The following is a 15,968-nucleotide window of genomic DNA, read 5'->3' on the forward strand; positions in this document are numbered from 1 at the left end:
GTCGGTGATGTTTGGTTCGCCCTCGCCGAGAAGTCGCCCGCAACCGGGGCATCTGTATGACGTGGCCGTGGTCGGTGCCGGACTGGCGGGCACCGAGCTGGCGTGGCGGCTGGCCCGCGCGGGACTGGACGTGCTGCTGGTGTCGCAGGCGCTCGATCACCTGGGGAACCTGTACCAGCCGACCACGGCGGGCGTGACGTTCCCCCAGGGCAGTCTGTTCGAGGAGGTGCGCGCCGCGCTGCTCCCCGATACGGACGGCTGGACCTTCCACCGGCACCTGAAGGCCCGCGTGGAGGAGACGAGTGGCATTCACCTCCTCCAGAGCACCGTCACCGCGCTGGACGAGGAAGAGACGCAGGTGGTGCTCTCGACCTGGGAGGGGCCGAAACTCCACGCGCGGCTGGGCGTGCTGGCCGTCGGGGCGTTCCTGAAGGGCCGCCTGCTCGTGGGGGACACCATGGACGAGGCCGGGCGTCTCAGCGAGGTCGCGTACGACTTCCTGGCGGACGACCTGACCGCCAGCGGCATCTGGCTGATCGGGGCGGAACGCCGCGCCGAGGGCGAGGGGGTCGAGCCGCCCTACGACGTGCGCTTCCTGACCCCCGCGCCCAGTGAACTGGACGGCTTCCGCGTGAACCGACTGGAGCGCGTGCGGATGCTGGGGCAGTGCACGCCCGGCGAGCACACGTACGGCAGTGTGCTGCAAGGCGCGGCCCGCCTCGCCGAGCAACTCCAGGCCGAGGTGCGCGCATGATCGCCCGCCTCGGCGACTTCCGGTTCCCCGACGCCGCCGCGCGCCTGTACCCGGACACCCCGGACCGCCCCTGGGTGCTGGAGGTCGGCTTCGGGGACGGGCGCTTCTGGCCGCACTTCGCCGCGACCTTCCCCGAGGCGCCCAACTACCTGGGCGTGGAACTCTCCGGCGTGTCGCTGCTCAAGGCGCACCGCCGCCTGCGGGACGCGGGCCTGGACAACGCGATCCTCACGAAGATGCCCGCCGACGTCCTCGTGCGGTCCGTCATCCCGCACGCGGGCCTGGACCTGATCGTCGTGAACTTCCCCGACCCCTGGCCCAAGGCCGGCCACACCGACCACCGCCTCCTGCGCGTCCCGTTCTTCCAGCTCGCGGCCAGCCGCCTGAAGCCCGGCGGGATGATCCTGCTGACCACCGACCACGACGAGTACTTCGAGTTCGCGTGCGAACAGGCCGGGGCCAGCGGCGTCATGCGCGTCGAACGCGCGGACCCGCCCGCCGCCGCGCTGGAAACCAAGTACGCCCTCAAGTGGCGTGACCTCGGCCTGGGCGTCAACCACGCCCGCTTCATCCCCACCGCCCACCAGCCCGTCCCGCACGGGCCGACCACGCCCTACCCGGAGGACCCCACCACCGTGCCCCACGCCGTCCTGACCCTGCCCGACACCTTCAATCCCCAGACCTTCGAGAAGGTCACCGAACGCAACCCCGGCAGCCGCAACGTGGACGAGGGCGGCGCGTGGACGGTCATCCTGCTCGACCTGTACGCCGGCCTGCGCCGCGACGGCTGGGTCGTCCTGGCGCACGTCGTGGAGGGCGAACTGACCCAGGAGGTCTTGATCGGCATCACCGCCCGCGAGGACGGCACGCACCTCGTGCGCCTCGCCAAGTTCGGCGGGCCGATCATCACGACCGGCGTGAAGGCCGCCGTGGGCGTCGTCACCCGCTGGCTGGAGGCTCAGGGCGCCGTCGTCAAGCACCACGGGTACTGACGGGCCGGTGCCGGTGCGCTTCACGACCGAACCCATGAGCGTCCTCCTGCCCGCCGTGCGGGATCGGCTGCGCGCGGCGGGCGAGGTGACCTTCGAGGTGCCCGACCCCGACGCGGGCCTGGGCCGCTACGCGGGCGAGGGGACCCCGCACGGCACGCACCGCCCCTGGAGCACCTGGACGGACCTCGCGGACCTGCTCGGCGCGCACCTGCTGACCCCGGACAGGGCAGGGCAGGGGCGGGTCCGCCTGACCCTGCGCGCCCACGCCCCGGCCCGCGACCCCGATCACGCCGGGTACGGCCCGGACGGCGACTGGGCCCGCGTGAACAAGCTGGAGGACCCCGTCTTCCTGGCGACGTTCGTCGAGGCGCTGCGCCGCGTGAACCCCCCCCAGGGCGGGCGGGTGCTGGCGCTCGGCGTGAACGCCGGGCATGAACTGGACGCCCTGCCGCTGGCCTTCCCGGACCGCACCTTCGAGGTGGTGGGCGTGGACCTCGACCCGGCCGCCGCGCAGGCCGCCCGCGACCGCCATCCCCAGGCGGTCATCCACGCGGCGGACGTGAACGCCCTGCCCCCGGACCTGGGCCGCTTCGACCTGATCCTGGCCCTGAGCCTCCTCCAGAGCCCCGGCGTGCGGCAGGACGTGCTGCTCGCCACGCTGCGCCGCCAGCACCTGACGCCGGGCGGTGGCCTGATCCTCGGGTACCCGAACGCCCGCTACCGGGACGGCACCCTCTCGTACGGCGCGCGGATGCGCAACTACGCCCGCCCGGACCTGAGCCTGCTCGCCGCCGACGTGACCAACGCCCGGCGCGGCCTCCAGAAACACGACTACAAGGTGTTCGTGACCGGCAAGTACGAGGTCCTGCTGACCGCCATTCCCGCGCACTCCACGACGCCCACTGACCTGGAACTGTAGGCAACAAAGCGGCGCGCCCCCCGCCCGGGAAGCGCGCCGCCGTGAAACGGGCCTTCAGCCCTTGGTCAGGATGCGCACGGTCAGGATCTGGTCCGCCACGGCGCCCGCCACCTCGGCGTTGTTCTGGTCCATGGTGCGGGTCAGTTTCGGCAGCAGGTCGTCGCCGGTCACGACCTTCCCGAAGATGGTGTGCTTGCCGTTCAGGAAGTCGGTGGGTTCGAAGGTGATGAAGAACTGGCTGCCGTTCGTGGCGGGGCCGCTGTTCGCCATGGCCAGGATGCCGCCGCTGTTGAAGGTCAGTTTCTGGCGGAACTCGTCCGCGAACTGGTAGCCGGGACCGCCGGTGCCCCACTCGGCCTTCTTCGCCTCGTCCACGCTCTTGGGGTCGCCGGTCTGCGCCATGAACCCGTCGATCACGCGGTGGAAGCGAATGCCGTCGAAGTAGTGGTTGCGGGCCAGGAACACGAAGTTGTTCACCGTGACGGGCGTCTCCTGCTCGTACAGGTCCGCGAGGATCTGCCCCCTGCTCGTGTCGATCAGCGCGTAGTAGTCCTTGCCGTCCGTCAGGGCCATGTCGGGCTCGGCCTTGAATTCGCGCTTGGGTTCGGTCGTCAGGAACGGCACCTCGGTGTACCCGGCGGGGACGGGGCCGGGCTTCGTGACGGCGGGTGTCGCGTCCGCCTTCGTGTCGGTGGCGGGCTTATCGGTCGCCGGGGTGGTGTCCGTCGCGGCCGTGTCCGTCTTCGTGTCGGTCGTGGTCGCGTCGTCCTTCTTCTGGCAGGCGGTCAGGGCCAGCAGGGCCGTGAGGATCAGGGCAGCGTGTTTCATGGTCCGTGACAGTCTAGCGGCCTGCGCGTGCGGCGCGTCACCCGAAGGGTGCACCGCAGCACCGGAGGGGACAGGGCGCGGCGCGGTAGACTGTTCAGTTGATGATCGTGACCATTGATGGCGTCGCCGCCAGCGGAAAATCCAGCGTGTCCTCCGGCGTCGCGCAGGCCCTCGGCGTGCCCTATGTCAGCAGCGGCCTGCTGTACCGCGCCGTGACCCTCCTCGGACTGGAGGCCGGGGCCGACCTCGCCGATCCGGCGGCCCTGCTGCCCCTGCTCTCCGGCGTGCGTCTGGAACCTCTCGCCAGCGGCAACCGCGTCTGGAACGACGACCATGACCTGACCGCCGACCTGCACAGCACCCGCGTGGACGGCGGGGTCAGCACCGTCGCCGCCCTCCCCGAAATCCGCGAGTGGGTGGACGCCCAGCTGCGCGCCCTCCCCGCTCCCCTCGTCGCCGAAGGGCGCGACATGGGCACCAACGTCTTCCCCCACGCCCCGCACAAGTTCTACCTGACCGCCAGCCCCCGCGTCCGCGCCGAACGCCGCGCGCGCGAGCGCCCCGAGGACATCCCCGCCATCGAAGCCGCCCTCACCGAACGCGACCGCCAGGACACCACCCAGAGCGCCCCCGCCCCCGACGCCCGCATCATCGACACCGGCCCACTGACCCTCCAGGGCGTGATCGACACCATCCTGAACGACCTGCGCTGAACCGTATGAAGAACGCCGCCCCCAGGAACCGGGAGCGGCGTTTCGAGTGCGGACCCTTAGGGGCGCGCGACGCTGAACTTCTGGCTGGTGTAGACCTCGGTGTCGCTGGCGACACTCTCGTCCCCCAGCGCCTTGAGGACCTTCACGCGCAGCTGGTACGTGCCGTTGGGCGCGGTCTTGCCGCCGCTGAGCTTGCCGTCCCAGCCGTAGGTGTTGTACGCGTCGCAGCGGTCGCTGGCCTGCGCGAGGTTGTTCGTGCAGTTGCGGCCCAGGTACTCCTGCTTGCGCAGGGTTTCCACGACCATGCCATTGCTGTCCAGCAGTTCCATGGTGAGCTTGCGGGCCTGGTGGGAGATCTGCGCGATGACGTACGGGGCGTCCAGCGTCAGTTCGGTGGGCTTGTTCGGGTCGAGGGCCACCTGCTTGAAGGTGTAGTCGATGGGCGCCGCCACCGTCTCGCCCTCGGTGTAGTACGTGTCCGCCACGTCGTCAGCCAGGGCAGGGAAGTTCTGTGCGCTGCCGCCGATGATCAGGTCGCCCAGCACCTTGATGCTCTGGTAGTCACCCTTGAAGCCGCCGTAAGGAATCACCATGTTCTGGCCGGACTTGCTTTCCAGCACGATGTAGCCGCCGTACTGGCTCTTGTCGGGTGCGCCGGCGGGCGCGGTGATCACGACGTTGAGTTCGGTCTCGCCGCCAGCGGGCACGACCACTTCGACGTCGGACTTGTCGGCGTCCTGACCGTTGATGGTCATGGTGGCGTACGCCTGGCTGGGGGTGGGGGCCAGGGTTGTCCCGCCGACCGTGAGGGCCGGGTAGTGGTACGCCGTGAAGGTCTCGGTGCGGTTGTAGGTGTTCTTCAGCACGACGACCTTGTTGCGGGTGGCGAAGCTGGCGCTCTCGCCCAGGCTGAGCTTGTTGGGGGTGGCGCGCACGGTGTTGTAGTACGAGCCGACGATGTCGACCATGCCGGCCCCCTGGCGCTGCACGTAGTCGGGCAGGCCGGTGAACAGCGTGCCGCTGGCCGCGCGGTACCAGCGCAGCGTGGCGCTGTTCATCAGCAGGCCGCGCATGTCCTTGGCCTTGGTGTTCGGGAAGGCCTGCAGCATCAGCGCGGCGGCCCCGGCGACGTGCGGGGAGGCCATGCTGGTGCCGCTCAGGGTGGCGTAGCCGGTGGGTTCCGCGGTGAGCGGGTAGGCGCTGCGGATGTTCCCGCCGGGCGCAGCGATGTCCGGCTTCTGCTCCAGTTCGGCGCTCATGCCGTACGAGGAGTAGGAGTCCAGCGTGTTCGCCGTGGGGCTGGGGATGTTGATGGTGCCGCTCTGGAAGGTCATGGTCACGCCACCGGCGATCAAGCCGCTGATCTTCGCGCCGTCCGCGGCGCTGATGGACACGACCGGAATGGTGATCGGGCTGTCGCCCGCCACCGTGGGGCTGATGTACCCGGCGGTGTTGTTGTACAGGATGACGGCGCTGGCCCCGGCGTCCTGGGCGTTCTTGGCCTTCTCGTAGAAGGTGCAGCTGCCGCGGCGGATCAGGACGGCCTTACCGGTCATGCTGCCGGCTGCGTAGGGGCTGACGCCGCCCACGAGGCAGCCGTCGTTGGTGGTGGTGGGGCTGCTGGCCGCGTTCTTGCTGATGGGCAGGCTGCTGCCAGCCACCGCTTCAGGCGCGCCGGTCGCGGCGAAGTACCCGATCTTGCTGCCGTCCGGGGTGATGCTGAAGCTGTTGACCTCGATCTCGGTGTTGCTGACCGACGCGACGGAGATCACGTTGTCGCCCATGGTGACGCCGCCCATGGAGTACGAGCCGCTGGCGCCGCTGTTCCCGGCGGAGGCCACGACGACCATCCCCTTCTTGACCATGCGGCTGCCGACCTTGGCCGAGGGGGTCGCTTCCCAGTTCTCGAATGCGGAGCCGATGCTGAGGTTCACGACCTGCATGCCGTCGGCGTAGGCGCGTTCCATGGCGGCGACCATGATGTCTTCCGTGGTGCTGCCCTCGCAGCCGAAGACGCGGTACGCGCCGAAGCTGACCTCGGGTGCCACGCCCTTGAAGCCCTTGGCGGGGTCGTTGCCGCCCACGATGCCCGCCACGTGCGAGCCGTGCCCGCCGCAGTCGTCGGCGATGGGGTCGGGCTTGGCGGGTTTGTTGTAGTCGAAGTCGTCACCCACGAAGTCGTACTGCGCGACGACGCGGCCCGCGAAGGCAGGGTGTTCCAGGTCGATACCGGTGTCGATCACGCCCACCTTGATGCCCTTGCCGGTCAGGCCCAGTTCGTTCTGGGCGATGTCGGCGCCGGTCATCTTGATGGCGGAGAACATGTCGGGGGTCAGGGCGTCGGTCAGGTTGCGTTCCACGACGGGCGCGGCGATCTCCTTGACGGGGTACACGCCCAGCACGCCGGGCATCTGGGAGATGCGGCTGATCTCGGCGCTGCTGGCCTTCACGGAGAAGCCGTTGAAGAGCGTGTGGTAGCTCATGACTTCCTGGTACGTGATGCCGAGCTGCGCGGCCTGCGTGCGGAAGGCGGCCTGCTGCGCGCCGACGCTCTGGCTGCTCAGCGCGGTGGGGTCACCGCTGAGTTCCACGAACCAGCGGTCCGTGACGTGCGTCGGCACCTTCAGTTTGTTCAGGGACTGGCCGGTGGGCGTGACGGCCTGGGGGGCGTTGTTGCTCCCGCAGGCGCCCAGCACGAGGGCCAGGCTCAGCAGGGACGCGGTCTGGAAGGTCTTTTTCACGGGTGTACTCCTCGGGGGCGCCTCAGCGGCGGGTCAGGGCGATCTGGTAGGTGTTGGTGGTCTTGTCGTCGGTGGCGCTGGCGTCGTCGTGGATGTCGAAGCTGGTCACGACGGCGGTGTACGTTCCGGCGACGGGGGCGTTGAAGCGGATCTCGGATTCCAGGCCTGCGCCGGTGTCGTCGTCTTTTTCCAGGATGGTCTTGCCGTCGGGCATCAGGATCATGACGTAGGGGTCGAGGGTGCTGTTGGCGTCCACGCTGACGCTCTTGACGGTGAGTTTCAGCATGTCGCCCGCGGCGGCGTCGAACTTGAAGTAGTCCATGTCGCGGCCCTGCGCGGTGATGACGCCGTTGGCGGTGCCGCCGATGGTGAGGGGCGCGGCGGCAGCGACGCTGTCGTTGGGTTCGAAGGCGTCGGCGATGGCGACTTTCAGGGTGGTGGCGGCCTGGCCGATGTTGCCCTTGTTGTCGACGACCTTGATCGTGATGGCATGGTCGCCGTTGTTGGCGAAGGTGTAGGCCTTGGTGGCCTGGTAGGGGCTGGTGCCGTCGGTGCCGATCAGGGTGCCGTTGTCGTAGAACATCACCTGATTCACGCCGCTGGCGTCGCTGGCCTGCGCGGTGAAGGTGACGGTGCCGGGTGCGATCAGGGGATTGGGGCTGGCGGTGACGCTGGGGGTGGGCGGCGTGCCGTCGGCGGGGCCGCCGCAGCTGGTGAGCAGCGCGCCGGTCAGGGCGAGGAACAGAAGGCCGTGTCGCTTCATGTGATCTCCTTGAATGCCCATGCAGGACCGTCACCTGTTCCCCGGGTCATCTAGGGTGGAGGTGAGACTTGTCTGGGCTCCCGGGTTGACGCCGGGAATTGTGTTGCTATGGCTGTAGATGATACGCGCACCCCCGGCTGGGGGCAAGGTTTGTTCAGCACAATCTCAGATTGGTCTCAGTGCTAGTGGGAAAAATCCCTCAGCGCCGGGCGGGTGTGCGTGCATGGATATGCGTGGGGGACGCTGCCGAGGTGTGCGGACTGGCCTGTCCGGGTGTGGGGAACGCCGGGCGACCGTCATGAGGAGCGGCTGTGCGATCACTCAAGCCTGAAACGTCGTCCAGGACGCGGTGGAGCGGGCGGGTGGCCCCGTAGCTTGAGGGCATGATCTCCCTCCGAAAGCTGCCTGTGCTGGGCCTGCTGCACGTCACCGGGGCGCTGGCGCAGTCGCAGGCGGCCCTGAATGCCGTGGACGCCGCGCAGATGAGTATCCCGGCGGCCCGCCAGACCTTCCAGAAGGGTGGGTATCCGGGCAGCGCCCTGACGGTGCGGCAGACCCTGGCGGCGGGCAGCAACTACACCCGGCAGGTGGTCAGCTACCAGTCCGAGGGCCTGCGGATCAATGCGCTGCTGACTGTGCCGCGCGGCACGCCCCCGAAGGGCGGCTGGCCCGCCATCGTGTTCAATCACGGGTACGTGCCCCCGAAGGTGTACCGCACCACGGAACGCTATGTGGCGTACCAGGACGCCTTCGCGCGGGCCGGGTTCGTCACGCTGAAAAGCGATTACCGGGGGCACGGCAGCTCGCAGGGCGAGGCGCTCGGTGGGTACTACGCGCCGGGCTACACCACCGACGTGATGAACGCCCTGGGCAGCCTGAAACGCGACCCGCGCGTGAACCCGGCCCGGATCGGGATGTGGGGCCACTCCATGGGCGGCTTCCTGACCCTGCGCGCCATGGTCATCGACCGCAGCGTGAAGGCCGGGGTGATCTGGGCGGGCGTGGTCGGCGACTACGACCAGCTCATGAACAGCTGGACGCGCCGCGCGCCCGTCCCGGCCAGCATTCCCAGCGCCGTGCTGAACCTGCGCAAGCGGGCCGTCGAGCAGTACGGCACGCCCCGCGCGAACCCCGCCTTCTGGAACGCCCTCAGCGCGAACAGCTACCTGCGTGACCTGGGCGGGCCCATCCAGCTGCACATCGGCACGAACGACGAGGACGTGCCCGTCGCGTTCCACACGACCCTGGCCGCGCAGCTGCGCCCACTGGGGAAACTGGGCGGGAACTACGTCTACCCGGGCGACAATCACAACCTCTCGGGGAACCTGCGCGTGGCCCTGAACCGCAGCGTGCAGTTCTTCAGGGACCGGCTGTAATGCGCGCGCTGATCAACCTCACGCTGCTGGCCCTGCTGGCGGGCGCCGGGTACGTGGCCGTCACCCAGCCGGACGCCCTGCCGCTGCGGCTGCCCTGGACCCAGCCGGAGGCGACCGACCCGGCCCAGCCCGCCCCGCCCGCGACCGGGGACCCCCTCCAGAACCTGGGTGACACCGCGCTGAAGGCCGCCGTGGCCCGCAACCCCATCAGCATTCAGGCCCTCAAGACCCGCGAGTATCCGGGCAGCCTCCTGACCGTCCGGCAGACCCTGGCGGCGGGTGAGAATTACACCCGGCAGGTCGTGAGCTACCAGTCCGAGGGGCTGCGGATCAACGCGCTGCTGACCGTCCCGCGCGGCACGCCGCCGCAGGGCGGGTGGCCCGCCATCGTGTTCAACCACGGGTACATCCCACCCGCCGAGTACCGCACCACCGAACGCTACGTGGCGTACCAGGACGCCTTTGCCCGCGCGGGCTTCGTCACCCTGAAAAGCGACTACCGCGGGCACGGCAGCAGCGAGGGACAGGCGCGCGGCGGGTACGACGACCCCGGCTACACCGTGGACGTCCTGAACGCCGCCGCCAGCCTCCGGCGCGACCCGCGCGTGAACCCCGACCGCCTGGGCCTGTGGGGGCACTCCATGGGCGGGCAGCTGAGCCTGAAAGCCATGATCGTCGACCCCCGCCTGAAAGCCGCGTCGCTGTGGGCGGGCGTGATCGCCAGCTACGACGTCCTGGCGACCGACTGGAACCCACCCCCCGGCGAGAAACGCACCCTGGACGCCGTCAACCGCCGCTACCTGCGCCTGCTGAGCCCCAACGCGTACCTGCGGGAACTGAACGGGCGGCCCATCCAGCTGCACCACGGCACGAACGACAAAGACGTCCCGTACTCGTTCCAGAAGAACCTCGCGGACGACCTGAGAAACGCCGGACAGGGCGTGGACGCCTACCGCTACGACGGCGACAACCACAACCTCTCCGGGAACCTCCGCACGGCGCTGAACCGCAGCGTGCAGTTCTTCAAGGAGAACCTGTAGGGGTCACTCCACCCAGGTGACCTTGTCCGCCAGTGGCGCGCGGTTCGCGGACGGCAACTCGGCCGCCGGGTAGCCCAGCACCAGCAGCCCCAGCAGCTTCGGCGCGCCCAGCGCCTGCGCCGCCACCGGACTGACCATCACCGGGCCGCTCACCCACTTCCCGACCAGCCCGAACGCCGTCGCCGCCAGCCACATGTTCTGCGCCGCGCAGGCCAGAGCCGCCTGTTCCTCCCACTCGGGCATCTTCGGTTTCTCGGGCATGTGCAGTTCCAGGCTGATCCACAGCGGGGCCCGCCACGCCCGGGCGCGCTGCGCCTCCAGCGCCGATTCGCTGTCCCGGTCGGGCGCGCTGCCCGCCGCGTAGGCCTGCGCGAACACCTCCGCCAGCCTCGCGCGGCCCGCAGCTGTGAACACCGTGAAGCGCCACGGCTCGGTGCGCCCGTGATTCGGCGCCCAGATCCCCGCCTCCAGAATCGCTTCCACCACCTCACGGGGCACCGCGTCCGGCCTCAGCAGACCAATATCCACCGTGCGGCGCGCACGGATCACGTCCAGCACCGTCAGGGCAGCGGGGGGAAAGGCGGCAGGGTTAGCAGTCACAGCGTTCATGCCCGCATGATGCCGCGCCCCGCACTGCCCCGTACGCCTACCGTCCCAGTTTGGCGTGCAGCTGTCCGTTCAGACCGTACTCCCACCACGCGAACACCAGGGCCGCCGCGCCCACGAACAACGGCAGGATCAGCTCCGGCCGCGACGAGTTCACACCCTGAGCTGCCGCCAGCATCACGGCATTCAGAAACACCAGCGCCGACGACCCCCGGAGTGCCAGCCTCTCCGGCGGCAACCGCCGCGCCAGCCACCACAACCACCCACTGCCCACCAGGCCCAGCAGCGGCAGCAACAGCGCCCAGGCCCCCACCGCCGGATTCAGCACCGACACCGCCAGCGCCCCCAGCACGCCCATCAGCAGCGGAACCCGGACCGCCCGCGCCGACCACGCCCGCGAACGCGCCGCCAGCACCTTCGCCTCGTACTCCGTCAGGTACCGCTCCCGCAACTCCGCGTTCAGGCGCGCCGGATCACCCAGCGCCCTCAGCACCGCCTCCACAGGCTCGCCCCCCTCCAGCATGTCCTGCGCGTGCCCCAGGTACTCGGCCCGCAGCCGCGCCGCGACCTCCGGCGCCAGCCCCGACAGGGTCACGGTCAGCCAGTCGTGCAGGGTCACGCTGTCTCCGCGCCGAGTTTGCGGCTGGCGTTCACGGCGAGCGAGAGTCGCCAGATATGGAAGGATAAGCAGCTCAGGGCAACCCAGAAGGCGGGTTCGCGGGTCCAGGCGATCAGTCGGTCGGGGGTCAGGGTGCCGGTGTGCAGGAACCACAGCGCGGCCACCAGACCGGCCATGAGGGCGCCGCCGAGGGGCTCGGTCAGCCAGTACGCAGCGGCGCGTCGGGTGGGGGGCAGCGGTCGGGACAGCACCCACCAGCGCAGCAGGGCCAGGGCGGTCAGGATGCCCACGCTCAGCAGGAAGGGGGTGACGGCTTCGCCGCGCCGCAGGTCCGGCAGTGCGGCGACCGTCAGGCCAGCTATCGGGGCGGACGCCGACCACAGGCTGCCGCCCAAGCTGAGGTGTCGGGGGGGCAGGCGGCTGGCGTCCCGGACGGTCAGGTGGGTGCGCCGCAGTTCGCGGTTGGCGGTGTGCGCGGAGCCCCAGCGGCGCAGGATGTCGGTGTGGGTCAGGTCGGGCTGGCCCGCGAGGGTGTCCTGAAGGTGGTTCAGGTAGTCGTGGCGGACGCGGCGGGCGGCTTCGGAGGTCAGGCCGTCGGTGGCGACCTCCAGCCACTCCGCGACGGTCCGGGGAGGCTGGAGGCGGGGACTGAGCAGGCTGCGGAGTTCGCCGGTCATGCCTTCCCTCCCAGCACGGCCTGCACGGCGCCGACCTGGGCCTGCCAGTCGCGGCGGGTGCGGGCCAGGGCGGCGCGGCCCTTGTCGGTCAGGCGGTATTCGCGGCGGGTGCGGCCCGCGACCTCGTGTTCCTGGCTCTCGATGAGCCCCTCGGCTTCCAGGGCGTGCAGGGCGGGGTAGAGGGTGCCTTCGCGGGCGCGCAGGAGGCCTTCGCTGCGGGTGTTGATGGCCTGGGCGATGGCATAGCCGTGTTCAGGCTGGCGCCCCAGGACGGCCAGGATGAGCAGGCGGAGTTGCTCGCGGGCGTTCATGTCTGCACGATACCTCTGATTTCGATGCATCTCAAGCCGAGGTATCGTGCTGTGCGGTCAGGCGGTAGGCAGCCCGTACGCGCGGCGGGTGTTCGCGTCGGTCGCGGCCTCCAGTTCGGCGGAGTCCAGGCCGCGCAGGGCCGCGATGAACTGCAGGGTGTGGCGCACGTAACCGGGTCGGTTGGGTTTGCCGCGTTTCGGGACGGGCGCCAGGAAGGGTGCGTCGGTTTCCAGCAGCATCCGCGTCAGGGGCAGGTCGCGGGCGGCTGCCTGGATCTCCTGTGCGTTCTTGTACGTCGTGTTTCCCGCGAACCCGAAGTACGTGTGCTCGCCCCGCTCCAGGCCGAACCGTAGCAGCCCGGCGTGCCCGCTGAAGCAGTGGAGGATGACCGGTACGTCCGGCCACGCCCGCAGCACGTCCATCACGCCCCGGTGCGCGCTGTCCTGCCCGGCCTTATCGCGGGTGTGAATGACCAGGACCTTCCCGCTGCGCCGCGCGAGGTCCAGCTGCCACTCGAACGCCGACACCTGCGCGGCGCGTTTCGTGTCGTCCCAGTAGTCGTCCAGGCCACTCTCGCCGATGCCGACCACGCGCGGGTGCCCGGCGAGCGCCTCGATCTGCGCGCGGGCCTCCGGACTGTCCTCGTCCGTATCGGTGGGGTGCAGACCCACCGTCGCGAACACGTCCCCGAACTGCTCGGCCAGCGCCACCGCGTTCCGCGCGTGCTCGGGGCTCGCGCCGATGCAGACCATGGCACTCAGGCCCAGCTCGCCGCGCGCGCCCGCCGGGTCGTCGATGTAATCCAGGTGCGTGTGCGAATCGATCATGCCGCCCAGCCTAGCGCCGCGCCGCCGCGGCTCCCACCTGCGCCCCATCACTCTCATGAGACCCGCGCGCTAAAGTGCGACCCGTGCAGAAAGTCGGTTTGTACGCGCTGCTGGGCATCATGGCGTTCGCCCTGATCTTCGCCCTGCTGCCCACCCCGGGCCTCGACGCCAGCCAGTCCGGCGCGCGGCTCAGCGGCGTGCAGCTCCGCCTGTACCCGTCCGGCGACGTCAACGCCACCTGGAGTTTCAGGGCCGCCGACGTACGCAACGACCCCCTGAACGGCCTGACCACCCTGACCGGCATCACCGAAGGACAACGGCTCCTGAAAGAACAGGTGCAGGGCCGCTTCACGGGCCGCGAGATTCTGGACGCCACCCTGGCCACCCCGGAGCTGACCATCGACGCGCAGGACACCATGACCACCCGTCAGGCCCGCATCACCCTGGTGCAGCAGTGTGCCGACATCGACCTGAGGGGCACCGAGCAGACCCCCGTGAAGATCGAACAGGGCCAGGGCTTCAGCGCGACGGAAGCGAAGATCGACTCCACCAGCCTGACCGGCACCATCCGCGACCTGAAGATGACCTTCGGCTTCAGCATCCTGGATTCCTCGCCGAATTCCAGATACTCCGTTCCGCTTGACCCGACCGAGACCTGCCGCGACGGCAAGCGCGTCCCCCTCACCTGATCCCGTCAAGGAGACCCCCATGAAGAAAACGACCTCACTGCTGGCCCTCCTCGCCCTGACCGCCCCCGTCCTCGCCCAGACCGACGCGGGCAAACGCCTCATCACCATCGAGGGCGCCCCGCGTGGCGACGTCCGCAACGGACCCCTGACCTTCACCGGAAACCCCGTCAAGGCCAAGGTCAGCACCCTGAACATCGAGGCCTCCCAGGCCGTCCTAACCGCCCCCAAGGGCACCGCGCTGATCGAGGCGAAAGGCAAGCGCACCACTGACTTCACCGGGAACGTCAAGGTCACCCGCGGCCGCCTGACCGCCACCGGGAACGCCCTCGCGTACAGCGAGGCCACCGGGCAGGGCGTCCTGAACGGCAGCGCCAGCGCCACCTTCACGCCCGACAAGACCGACGGGGACACCGTGACCATCAAGGCCGCGCAGATGAGCCTCGACGTGGACAACGACCGCTCCACCAGCACGGGCGGCGTGACCCTCTCCAACGGCACCCAGAGCGGCAAGGCCGACAAGCTCGTGTTCGACGAGCAGCGCGAACTGGCCCTCCTGACCGGCACGCCCAGCCTCACCCGCGCCGCCAGGGGCAGCCAGAAGGAACTGATCATCACCGGGCAGGAAGTCCGCGCGCTCACCAAGACCAAGACGCTGTACGTGCGCGGGGGCGTGAAACTCGTGCAGGGCACCACCACCACCACCGGGGACGCCGTGTACTACGACGACAGGAAGAATGTCGCGTACGTCGTCGGGAACGCCGTCAGCGTGGACAGCAAGAGCAAGGTGACCGTCAAGGCCCCGGCCAGCGGCTACCTGGAGCAGCGCACCGACCTGGCCCGCGTGCGCGCCCTGAACTCGGCGTACAAGATCCCCACCGATCAGTTCAAGCTCACCGGCGAGAAGTAAACTCCCTGGTATGCCCCGCTCCCGCCTGACTGCCGCGTTCCTGACCGCGCTGCTCTGTGGCGGGAGCGTCCTGACGATCGCCCTGGCGCAGCAGAATCCCACCCAGCCGCCCGCGCAGGGACAGACGCCGGGTGGTGCACCCGATCAGGACGTGCCCGCCACGGAGTTCGGTGAGGCCCAGGCGGAGCAATCCAGCCTGACGCTCGTGCGCCGCAGCGAGAAGGACGGCAAGGATCGCCAGATCGTCATCGTGAAGTCCGGCACCAGCGATACGACCGGCGTCTTCGCGATCTGCGGCCCGCAGGACGGCGAGCCGGAGGACGCCCCGAACATCGCCGTCTTCAGCGAGACCGGTGCGGGTGGCGTGCAGATCACCATCGACAAGAACGTGATCCGCGTGCCGCTGGCGGTCGTCACCCAGTTGCCCCCCAAAGAGGGGCAGGAGGGCAGTGACGGGCGCGTGGAGGCCAGCGCCGGAGCCGCCCGCTTCTTGGACGAGGCTCCCGAGGGGAAGACGGACCGCCTGAGCCGCTGCGCCGTCGAGGCCACGCCCCGGGCCGCGCCGGACACCGTGGTCGTCACGCAGGGCCGCACGGAACTGAAAGGGCAGAAGCTGGTGTACGACAGCGCCGACGGGATCGCCCGCATTGACGGGCCGGTGACCTTCAGGCGCAGCAGCGATAGGGACCCCCTGACCGGGAAGAGTGACCGCATCGAGGTCAGCGTGGACGACGAGAAGACCACCCTGGTCGGGAACGTCGAACTGAAGTCCAGCGGGGGCCGCACCAGCCGCGCCGCGAGGGTCGAGTACGACGACACCCGCAACGTCGCGCGGCTGTACGGCACCGCCGAGCAGCCCGCCGAGAGCGTGCAGGGCGGCGACACGCTGCGCGCCGGGGTGATCGTGTACGACCTCGACCGGAACGAGGTGTACGCCGAGAAGGCCGAGGGCGGCACCATCACCGGCGAATTCGTCGACGGTGAGGAGGGGAGTGGGGCGGCCACGTCCGCCGCACCGACGAATCCCGCCGCACCGACGACCCCCGTAGCACCGACGACCCCGCCGCGCCCCTGATACGGACTCCGATTGAATGGGCTGCGAAGACCATTCAATCCGAGCGGATGCGAGGAGGAGAGCAACGGGTTCCGGACGTGGAGTTAACAGATCGGTGGTGTTCCGATCTGTTAACGGAACAAACGGAATC

Annotated in this window: 17 protein-coding genes; 9 read left to right on the plus strand and 8 right to left on the minus strand. The window is 69.6% G+C overall.

The genetic code is table 11. The annotated features are described in order from the left end of the window. Positions 1–7: 7 nt before the first annotated feature. The 3 genes from DEIGR_RS02020 to DEIGR_RS02030 are packed head-to-tail and all read left to right on the plus strand — an operon-like array spanning position 8 to position 2,665. Positions 8–754, plus strand: coding sequence for an FAD-dependent oxidoreductase (locus DEIGR_RS02020; RefSeq protein ID WP_058974848.1), 747 nt, complete (start codon positions 8–10; stop codon positions 752–754). Further along, the gene (gene trmB, locus DEIGR_RS02025; RefSeq protein ID WP_058974850.1) at positions 751–1,746 is read left to right on the plus strand and encodes a tRNA (guanine(46)-N(7))-methyltransferase TrmB; all 996 of its coding nucleotides are present in this window, start codon (positions 751–753) and stop codon (positions 1,744–1,746) included. Before DEIGR_RS02020 ends, trmB begins: the two co-directional genes overlap by 4 nt. 34 nt (positions 1,747–1,780) lie before the next feature. Then, positions 1,781–2,665 (plus strand): class I SAM-dependent methyltransferase, encoded by an 885-nt coding sequence (locus DEIGR_RS02030; protein WP_058978488.1) that lies wholly within the window; start codon positions 1,781–1,783, stop codon positions 2,663–2,665. 54 nt (positions 2,666–2,719) lie between these two features. On the opposite strand, the gene DEIGR_RS02035 is transcribed toward DEIGR_RS02030, so the two are convergent. Continuing rightward, on the minus strand, positions 2,720–3,493 hold the full coding sequence (locus DEIGR_RS02035; RefSeq protein WP_058974852.1) for a peptidylprolyl isomerase: 774 nt from the start codon (positions 3,491–3,493) through the stop codon (positions 2,720–2,722). 101 nt (positions 3,494–3,594) lie between these two features. Here DEIGR_RS02035 and cmk point away from each other — a divergent pair, with 101 nt between their 5' ends. Beyond that, a complete protein-coding gene (cmk, locus tag DEIGR_RS02040; RefSeq protein WP_058974854.1) occupies positions 3,595–4,206 on the plus strand; it encodes a (d)CMP kinase in 612 nt (203 codons plus the stop codon). 56 nt (positions 4,207–4,262) lie between these two features. On the opposite strand, the gene DEIGR_RS02045 is transcribed toward cmk, so the two are convergent. Further along, entirely contained in the window at positions 4,263–6,947 is a 2,685-nt protein-coding gene (locus DEIGR_RS02045) for a S8 family serine peptidase (protein ID WP_058974856.1), read from the minus strand. Positions 6,948–6,969: 22 nt separating this feature from the next. After that, the gene (locus tag DEIGR_RS02050; protein ID WP_236704631.1) at positions 6,970–7,710 is read right to left on the minus strand and encodes an Ig-like domain-containing protein; all 741 of its coding nucleotides are present in this window, start codon (positions 7,708–7,710) and stop codon (positions 6,970–6,972) included. A gap of 383 nt (positions 7,711–8,093) precedes the next feature. On the opposite strand from DEIGR_RS02050, the gene DEIGR_RS02055 reads away from it, so the two are divergent. Both DEIGR_RS02055 and DEIGR_RS02060 read left to right on the plus strand, forming a co-directional pair. Then, positions 8,094–9,086 carry an alpha/beta hydrolase family protein gene (locus DEIGR_RS02055; protein ID WP_083523899.1) on the plus strand — a complete coding sequence of 331 codons (993 nt, stop codon included), beginning with the start codon at positions 8,094–8,096 and terminating at the stop codon, positions 9,084–9,086. Next, positions 9,086–10,126, plus strand: a complete 1,041-nt coding sequence (locus tag DEIGR_RS02060; RefSeq protein WP_058974860.1) for an alpha/beta hydrolase family protein — start codon at positions 9,086–9,088, stop codon at positions 10,124–10,126. The genes DEIGR_RS02055 and DEIGR_RS02060 overlap by 1 nt, the downstream gene beginning before the upstream one ends. A 3-nt stretch (positions 10,127–10,129) precedes the next feature. On the opposite strand, the gene DEIGR_RS02065 is transcribed toward DEIGR_RS02060, so the two are convergent. Genes DEIGR_RS02065 through DEIGR_RS02085 form a run of 5 tightly spaced genes read right to left on the minus strand, consistent with a single transcriptional unit; the run spans position 10,130 to position 13,167 of the window. Further along, positions 10,130–10,735 (minus strand): nitroreductase family protein, encoded by a 606-nt coding sequence (locus DEIGR_RS02065; protein WP_058974862.1) that lies wholly within the window; start codon positions 10,733–10,735, stop codon positions 10,130–10,132. A gap of 37 nt (positions 10,736–10,772) precedes the next feature. Continuing rightward, a complete protein-coding gene (locus tag DEIGR_RS21150) occupies positions 10,773–11,351 on the minus strand; it encodes a hypothetical protein (protein ID WP_058974864.1) in 579 nt (192 codons plus the stop codon). Further along, complete coding sequence (locus DEIGR_RS02075; protein WP_058974866.1) at positions 11,348–12,028, minus strand: hypothetical protein; 681 nt, start codon at positions 12,026–12,028, stop codon at positions 11,348–11,350. Before DEIGR_RS02075 ends, DEIGR_RS21150 begins: the two co-directional genes overlap by 4 nt. Further along, positions 12,025–12,339 (minus strand): PadR family transcriptional regulator, encoded by a 315-nt coding sequence (locus DEIGR_RS02080; protein WP_058974868.1) that lies wholly within the window; start codon positions 12,337–12,339, stop codon positions 12,025–12,027. The genes DEIGR_RS02075 and DEIGR_RS02080 overlap by 4 nt, the downstream gene beginning before the upstream one ends. A gap of 57 nt (positions 12,340–12,396) precedes the next feature. Beyond that, a complete protein-coding gene (locus DEIGR_RS02085) occupies positions 12,397–13,167 on the minus strand; it encodes a TatD family hydrolase (RefSeq protein ID WP_058974870.1) in 771 nt (256 codons plus the stop codon). 83 nt (positions 13,168–13,250) lie between these two features. Between DEIGR_RS02085 and DEIGR_RS02090 the strand changes: the two genes are divergently transcribed. The 3 genes from DEIGR_RS02090 to DEIGR_RS02100 are packed head-to-tail and all read left to right on the plus strand — an operon-like array spanning position 13,251 to position 15,838. Continuing rightward, positions 13,251–13,856: a hypothetical protein gene (locus DEIGR_RS02090; RefSeq protein ID WP_058974872.1), complete on the plus strand. Its 606-nt coding sequence runs from the start codon at positions 13,251–13,253 to the stop codon at positions 13,854–13,856. A gap of 19 nt (positions 13,857–13,875) precedes the next feature. Continuing rightward, positions 13,876–14,763 carry an LptA/OstA family protein gene (locus DEIGR_RS02095; RefSeq protein ID WP_058974873.1) on the plus strand — a complete coding sequence of 296 codons (888 nt, stop codon included), beginning with the start codon at positions 13,876–13,878 and terminating at the stop codon, positions 14,761–14,763. A 10-nt stretch (positions 14,764–14,773) separates the two neighbouring features. Beyond that, entirely contained in the window at positions 14,774–15,838 is a 1,065-nt protein-coding gene (locus DEIGR_RS02100; RefSeq protein ID WP_058974875.1) for an LptA/OstA family protein, read from the plus strand. The last annotated feature ends 130 nt before the right edge of the window (positions 15,839–15,968 follow it).

Origin of the sequence: Deinococcus grandis (assembly GCF_001485435.1) — a bacterium.
GTDB lineage: Bacteria > Deinococcota > Deinococci > Deinococcales > Deinococcaceae > Deinococcus > Deinococcus grandis.

Excerpts from the sequence above, each read along its gene's own strand:
- DEIGR_RS02020 (WP_058974848.1), top strand. The coding sequence starts at position 8 with ATGTTTGGTTCGCCCTCGCCGAGAAGTCGCCCGCAACCGGGGCATCTG.
- DEIGR_RS02030 (WP_058978488.1), top strand. The coding sequence starts at position 1,781 with ATGAGCGTCCTCCTGCCCGCCGTGCGGGATCGGCTGCGCGCGGCGGGC.
- DEIGR_RS02065 (WP_058974862.1), bottom strand. The coding sequence starts at position 10,735 with ATGAACGCTGTGACTGCTAACCCTGCCGCCTTTCCCCCCGCTGCCCTG.
- DEIGR_RS02050 (WP_236704631.1), bottom strand. The coding sequence starts at position 7,710 with ATGAAGCGACACGGCCTTCTGTTCCTCGCCCTGACCGGCGCGCTGCTC.
- DEIGR_RS02035 (WP_058974852.1), bottom strand. The coding sequence starts at position 3,493 with ATGAAACACGCTGCCCTGATCCTCACGGCCCTGCTGGCCCTGACCGCC.
- DEIGR_RS02095 (WP_058974873.1), top strand. The coding sequence starts at position 13,876 with ATGAAGAAAACGACCTCACTGCTGGCCCTCCTCGCCCTGACCGCCCCC.
- trmB (WP_058974850.1), top strand. The coding sequence starts at position 751 with ATGATCGCCCGCCTCGGCGACTTCCGGTTCCCCGACGCCGCCGCGCGC.
- DEIGR_RS02060 (WP_058974860.1), top strand. The coding sequence starts at position 9,086 with ATGCGCGCGCTGATCAACCTCACGCTGCTGGCCCTGCTGGCGGGCGCC.
- DEIGR_RS02100 (WP_058974875.1), top strand. The coding sequence starts at position 14,774 with ATGCCCCGCTCCCGCCTGACTGCCGCGTTCCTGACCGCGCTGCTCTGT.
- cmk (WP_058974854.1), top strand. The coding sequence starts at position 3,595 with ATGATCGTGACCATTGATGGCGTCGCCGCCAGCGGAAAATCCAGCGTG.
- DEIGR_RS02085 (WP_058974870.1), bottom strand. The coding sequence starts at position 13,167 with ATGATCGATTCGCACACGCACCTGGATTACATCGACGACCCGGCGGGC.
- DEIGR_RS02075 (WP_058974866.1), bottom strand. The coding sequence starts at position 12,028 with ATGACCGGCGAACTCCGCAGCCTGCTCAGTCCCCGCCTCCAGCCTCCC.
- DEIGR_RS02055 (WP_083523899.1), top strand. The coding sequence starts at position 8,094 with ATGATCTCCCTCCGAAAGCTGCCTGTGCTGGGCCTGCTGCACGTCACC.
- DEIGR_RS02080 (WP_058974868.1), bottom strand. The coding sequence starts at position 12,339 with ATGAACGCCCGCGAGCAACTCCGCCTGCTCATCCTGGCCGTCCTGGGG.